We start from the raw sequence: 5,583 nt of genomic DNA, 5'->3' as shown, positions 1-5,583 counted from the left end.
GTCGAGCGGATCGACCGAGCAGGAATAGCCCGTCGGCGGGACCAAATCGCTTGGCCGAAATCTCTTGACTGAGAGAGACCCGTTACCGAAGTCCCGACCCTAGGCTGGGTGCTCTCGTCATTGTGAATTTCCTCCGAAAAAATTGAGGTACGGGCAGAAGTTGGTGACGCGTGATCAGGCGGCGGTTTGAAGGTTACGGACGCTGTCGCGGAACTGAACGGCGCGAACCAGTTGCCTCCGGTCATCGAAGGCGTCACATTCACCAATAGTGTTGCCAAGCATGACACCGAAAACCACGCGGTTTGATCACTTCGCATCACCCTGAATCCTGCATAGCTGCAGTGACGCGCGACGGCCAAGCGGAACCTGGTGAACAGGAACAAGCCCGCCCGAAATGCGAACGGCCTTGGGGGCGAGGAGGCTACAGGGGTCGTCAAATCAGCAAATCGAACATCTCCGTACCGATCTGGAGATTGATGCTGGACTGACCTTCGCCATCCACCAAGGCCCACATGATCTGCCCCGTCGGACGATAGATCACGAAAGCTTCCTGAACGTTGTCATCTCCCGAGCGTTCTCCGTCGGGCGTCGCCGTATGCGCGAAGTTGATTTGGAACTGATCCAGCGTTGCGGCCTGACCGAACACCAAGACGTCTCCCTCAACCGCCTCATAATCCTGCACCCAGTCCGAGCCGTGATCGGCCACCCCCAAGTGGAAGAACCGGTCAGCCCCGTCCCCGCCGTTGATCCGGTCATAGCCGAAACCGCCGTTTACGTAATCACTTCCATCGCCGCCAAAGACCAGATCAGACAGCGCACCGCCCGTTACAACGTCATCGCCTTCCTGACCTTGCAGCTCATCTGCACCGAAACCGCCGGAAAGGGTGTCGTTGCCTCCTTGGCCGAAGATCTGGTCATTGCCACCGCCGCCCTCGGCCAAGTCATCACCCGCACCCGCATAGATCACGTCGCGCTGGTCGACTTCGTGGCCGTCCGGACCGCCAGTGATCCGGTCGTCACCATCACCCCCGTGTATGGTATCGGCGCCTGTCCCGCCATCGATGATGTCGTTGCCGTCGAGCCCGATCAGCCTGTCACTCTCCGCAAGACCAGAAATAGTGTCATTGGCAAGTCCGCCGACCAATTCGTCAGGTTCAGGAGTCCCCATGAGAGATCTTGGTGTCGCATCCACCGGCCCCGTCTCGGCGCTGGTCACGCTTTCTTCTGCGCCATAACCGTCGGAATAACTGACCCGAACGGAGATCTCGGACCCAACGTCTGCCTGGGCCAGCGTGTAGCTGTCCGAAGTCGCTCCATCGATCGCGGCGCCATCGCGCAGCCACACGTAGGAGAAGCTGCCCAGACCGTCCTCATCCGCCAGGGCCGAGGCATCCGCCGTGAGCGTCTCGCCCTCGCGCGCCTCGCCGCTGACCGTCACGCCACCGGTGGGCGCGTCGTTGACGTTTTCCACGGGTGCGGTCCCCGCGCTGATCACGCTTTCTTCTGCGCCATAACCATCTGTGTAGCTCACCCGGACGAAGATCTCGGACCCGACGTCAGACTGCTTCAAGGTATAAGCGTCGGACGTCGCGGAATTGATTGCAACGCCGTCCCGCAACCACTGATACCTGAACTCACCAAGGCCATCCGTGTCGGACAGCCCGGAGGTATCTGTAACAAGGGTCCTGTCCTCTTCCGGCGTTCCGGTAATCAAGACCGAACCGGAGACCGGATTGTTGAAGCTCTCCACTTCAAAGGTCGCCGCCGAGGTGACATTCTCTTCGGTGCCATAGCCATCGGTGTAGCTGACCGTGACACTGATCCGGTCTCCGACATCAGCTAGGTTCGGCGCGTAGTTGTCGGACGTCGCGCCATCGATCGCTACGCCATTTTTTAGCCACTGATAGCTGAGCGCACCCAGGCCATCCAGGTCGGTCAACCCAGTGCTGTTGGCGGTCAGAACACCGCCAACCCGTGCCACGCCCATGACCAGGACAGTGCCTTTTGGTGCATAGTTGAGCGGTACGCCTGCCAAAGTGATCGTCGTGCCGTCAGGCAAGGAAAATTGCCGATCGTCGCCATCTGTGCCAATGGTGAACCCGGCGCCTTGCACGCTATCCATGCCGATGTCGAAATCGGTGACCGTGTCGTTGCCGCCGCCTGCGGCAAGTATGATCGTGTCGGCCCCGTCGCCGGACTCGATGCTGTCGTTGCCAGCGCCGCCATCGATCGTATCGTCGCCCGAACCGCCGAGAATCGTGTCTTCCCCGTCATCACCGGTCAGACTATCGTCGCCGGCATTTCCAAACATAGAGTCATTGCCGTTGCCGCCACCGATATGGTCGTCGGCTTCCTTGCCTTCGATCCTGTCGTTGCCTTCGTGTCCGAGAAGCCTGTCGATCCCGTCGGTGCCGATCAGTACCCGATCCGTTTCATTTTCCGAAGCATCGATCATACGTGTGAGATAAACGTCTGTCCCACCTTCGCCGTCGATTGGCGAACCCGTACGAACCAAGAAAATGCTGCCATCCGCCAACATGATCGTTTCACCGTTGACGGCTACGCTTTCTTGGTCGGCTCTGTCGAGCCACAGCGGCCGCGAATTGCCCTCATTGTCGAAACGTCGAGCAACCACGCCTGCCTCGTCGCGGAGACGCGATATCAAAAGGAAACCACCCTCTTCCAGACCGGCAATTTCAACATCAGCCGGCCTTCTGCCGTCATCTAGGTTGGTTCTGAAAGCAGTTCTCTTACCGAACTCATCATAAATCGCAAAACGCAGCCCCTGCGGGTAATCACCAGTGCTGTCATAGTTCGCAACCACAAAGCCGCCCGAAGTCAATCCTGCGGCGTCTCGCGTGTAGGTGGTGTTACTATACCACTTATGATCAAAAACCTTCACAGAAATAGTCTGTGGCGTTCCGTCTGGGTAGTAGAGGCGCTGAAATACATCCGCGTCAATGGGATGAGCAGTAATTCCCCACATCCAGCTAACGGCAAAATTTCCGTCCGGCGAAACCGCCAGTTGCGGATTGACAAGGTTCACTTGACCAGGGTCTCGTTGCCAATTCGTTGCCCTGAACTCGGTATCGAGCGGCTCGCCGGTCGCATCAAAAACACGACCGAAAATTCCGTGGGCACTCGATTGGGACGAAATTGACTGCCATACGACGACAAAACCGCCGCCCGGGACGCCCTTTACTTCGGGAGCACTTTGGTAGCCACCTACTCGGTTCGGCACCAGAAATTCAGATCCCAAAGGATTTCCAGCAGCATCATAGATTTGACCATAAATGCCATGGACTTGCGAACCGCCTTGCGGTTCGGAAACCCAGACAACAACAAACCCGCCGCCTTCCAGGCCAGCAACCGAAGCACGTTCCTGATCGCCGGCGGCAAAACTGTTGATCTTGAACTCACCCCCCAAGCGTTTGCCGTTGACATCGAACTTCTGGCCAAAGATGTCTCGCGCATCTTCATCGAGAGTAGACGCAGGAGTGATTTGGTAGTCCTCCCAGACAACAACAAATGCGCCGCCCTCAAGCCCCGCAATCTTGGGAACACCTTGATAACCATCCTTTGTGGTATTGACGGCAGTTTCCCAGCCGGACGGGACAAATTCAAAGAAAACTTTTTCAACGGCAGCCGTTGCCGCGCTGGTCACGATTTCCTCGGTGCCTTGCCCATCGGTATAGCTGACCCGGACCGAGATGTCGGACCCGACATCAGACTGGACTAGCGTGTAGCTGTCGGACGCAGCCCCATCGATTCCGACGCCATCGCGCAACCACGCGTAGGAGAAGCTGCCCAAGCCGTCCTCGTCGGCCAGGGTCGCGGCATCCGCCGTGAGTGTCTCGCCCTCAAGCGCTTCGCCGCTGATCGTCACGTCTCCGGTCGGCGCGTCATTGACATTGCCCACGACCGCGGTGGCCGCGCTCGTCACGCTCTCGTCCGTGCCCTCTCCGTCGGTATAGCTGACCCGGACCGAGATCTCGGACCCGACATCGGACTGGGCAAGCGTGTAGCTATCCGTGGTCGCCCCATCGATCACAACGCCATCGCGCAACCACTCGTAGCTAAAGCTGCCCAAGCCGTCCTCGTCGGCCAGGGTCGCGGCATCCGCCGTGAGTGTCTCGCCCTCAAGCGCTTCGCCCCTGATCGTCACGTCTCCGGTCGGCGCGTCATTGACGTTCCCCACGACCGCGGTGGCCGCGCTCGTCACGCTCTCGTCCGTGCCCTCTCCGTCTGTATAGCTGACCCGGACGGAGATCTCCGCCCCCACATCGGCTTGCAATAAAGTGTAGCTGTCGGAGGTCGCTCCATCGATTAGGGTGCCGTCGCGCAACCATTGATACTGGAATAATCCTATTCCGTCAGAATCCGTAATTGCGCTCGCGTCCACCACAAGCACCCTTCCCTCGCTCGCCGCACCATTAATGGACACTACCCCCTGAGGCTTTCGGTTTATCACAGGAGTGTCGGAGGGAGGTTCAACTGCCGGAATCCCCAAATCAATATCGGTCGCCCTGGTAAGACTGTCTTGAGAGTCGAGTACGAAATCCTCGCCATCGCCTCCAGTCGCATCTTCAACATAATTCCCGTCTGCAAAAATCGCGGCTGAGCTGTATCCGTCCGCTACTTCCAAGACCACTCCTTGCCCTGAGTAAAACGTATTCTCCAAAATTTTGATATGATCGCTTGCCCCGTACGATGCCCATGAAACAATTGTAGCTGACCCATTAAACGTACTGCCTGGACTCAAGAACGCATTATTCTCGACCAATACTTCTTGCCGGGTACCGATGCTAAGCCCGGCTGAGTCTTTAAAGCTATTGCCGATAAAAGCGCTGGGCCCCGATGGATACCAGATATAAAATCCTTCAACGCCATCAAAGATGGAATTTTGGACGTTGAAACTCCCATATCGCGCGAGACCGTTTGCGTCCAGAAAACTGCCTCCTGTCATCACGACGGAATCAAGCATTATCCTGCCGGGCTGATCGTTGCGGTTACCAAATTGAAGGTCAACGCCTGCAAACTTAACTAACTCTTCACCGTTCCGCCCTGCATTGAGCGTTCCCCAGACCGTTATTTCCCTGCCGTCACCAACGACCGTCGTTCCAGGCAAAATTGTGAGCGTAGCCCCGGGCGCAATTTGAACATCGTCCTGCAGAACGATTTCCTCAAGACCATTCCAAGTGGTGTCCTCGGAAACGATTATTGGCATCTCTTTCTCCGATAGCGTCTCACGATGTCTTTGCACTCACTTCGAGATTAGGCAAGAGGCTTGGACAGGCGATTCAGTCACATAGTCTGGCAGGTCGTATTGATGACGAACCTGATTCGCGATCAAGCGTCCGCTGTTCTGTTCTATTTGACCTGAGACCCGCTTCCTCCTCCAATTTGAGGTAGAGTCCGTTTCAACGTGCTCTGAGCCCCAACCTTGGACCGCCAGAAGCTGGATTTTTCCGGCTCTGTTACGATGACGGGCTGGTGACGCCATCGGGATAATGCATGGCAATCGGGACGTTGTATCCGATTGCGCTGTGGGGTCTGTCCTCATTGTAGTGCCGACGCCAATCC

General features: G+C 57.3%; 2 protein-coding genes. Both read right to left on the bottom strand.

Translation table 11 applies throughout. The features are described 5' to 3' along the window. Positions 1–433 precede the first annotated feature (433 nt). Entirely contained in the window at positions 434–5,227 is a 4,794-nt protein-coding gene (locus ACFORG_RS20185) for a calcium-binding protein (RefSeq protein ID WP_386737379.1), read from the bottom strand. Positions 5,228–5,477: 250 nt separating this feature from the next. Further along, positions 5,478–5,583, bottom strand: a 106-nt coding sequence (locus ACFORG_RS20180) for an integrase core domain-containing protein (RefSeq protein WP_386737380.1), incomplete at its 5' end; no start/stop codon positions are given.

It is taken from the genome of Lutimaribacter marinistellae, from assembly GCF_042648365.1.
GTDB classification, from domain to species: Bacteria; Pseudomonadota; Alphaproteobacteria; order Rhodobacterales; family Rhodobacteraceae; genus Lutimaribacter_A; species Lutimaribacter_A marinistellae.
Note: the sequence above shows the minus strand (reverse complement) of the source record. Positions and strands in the feature narration are given on the sequence as shown.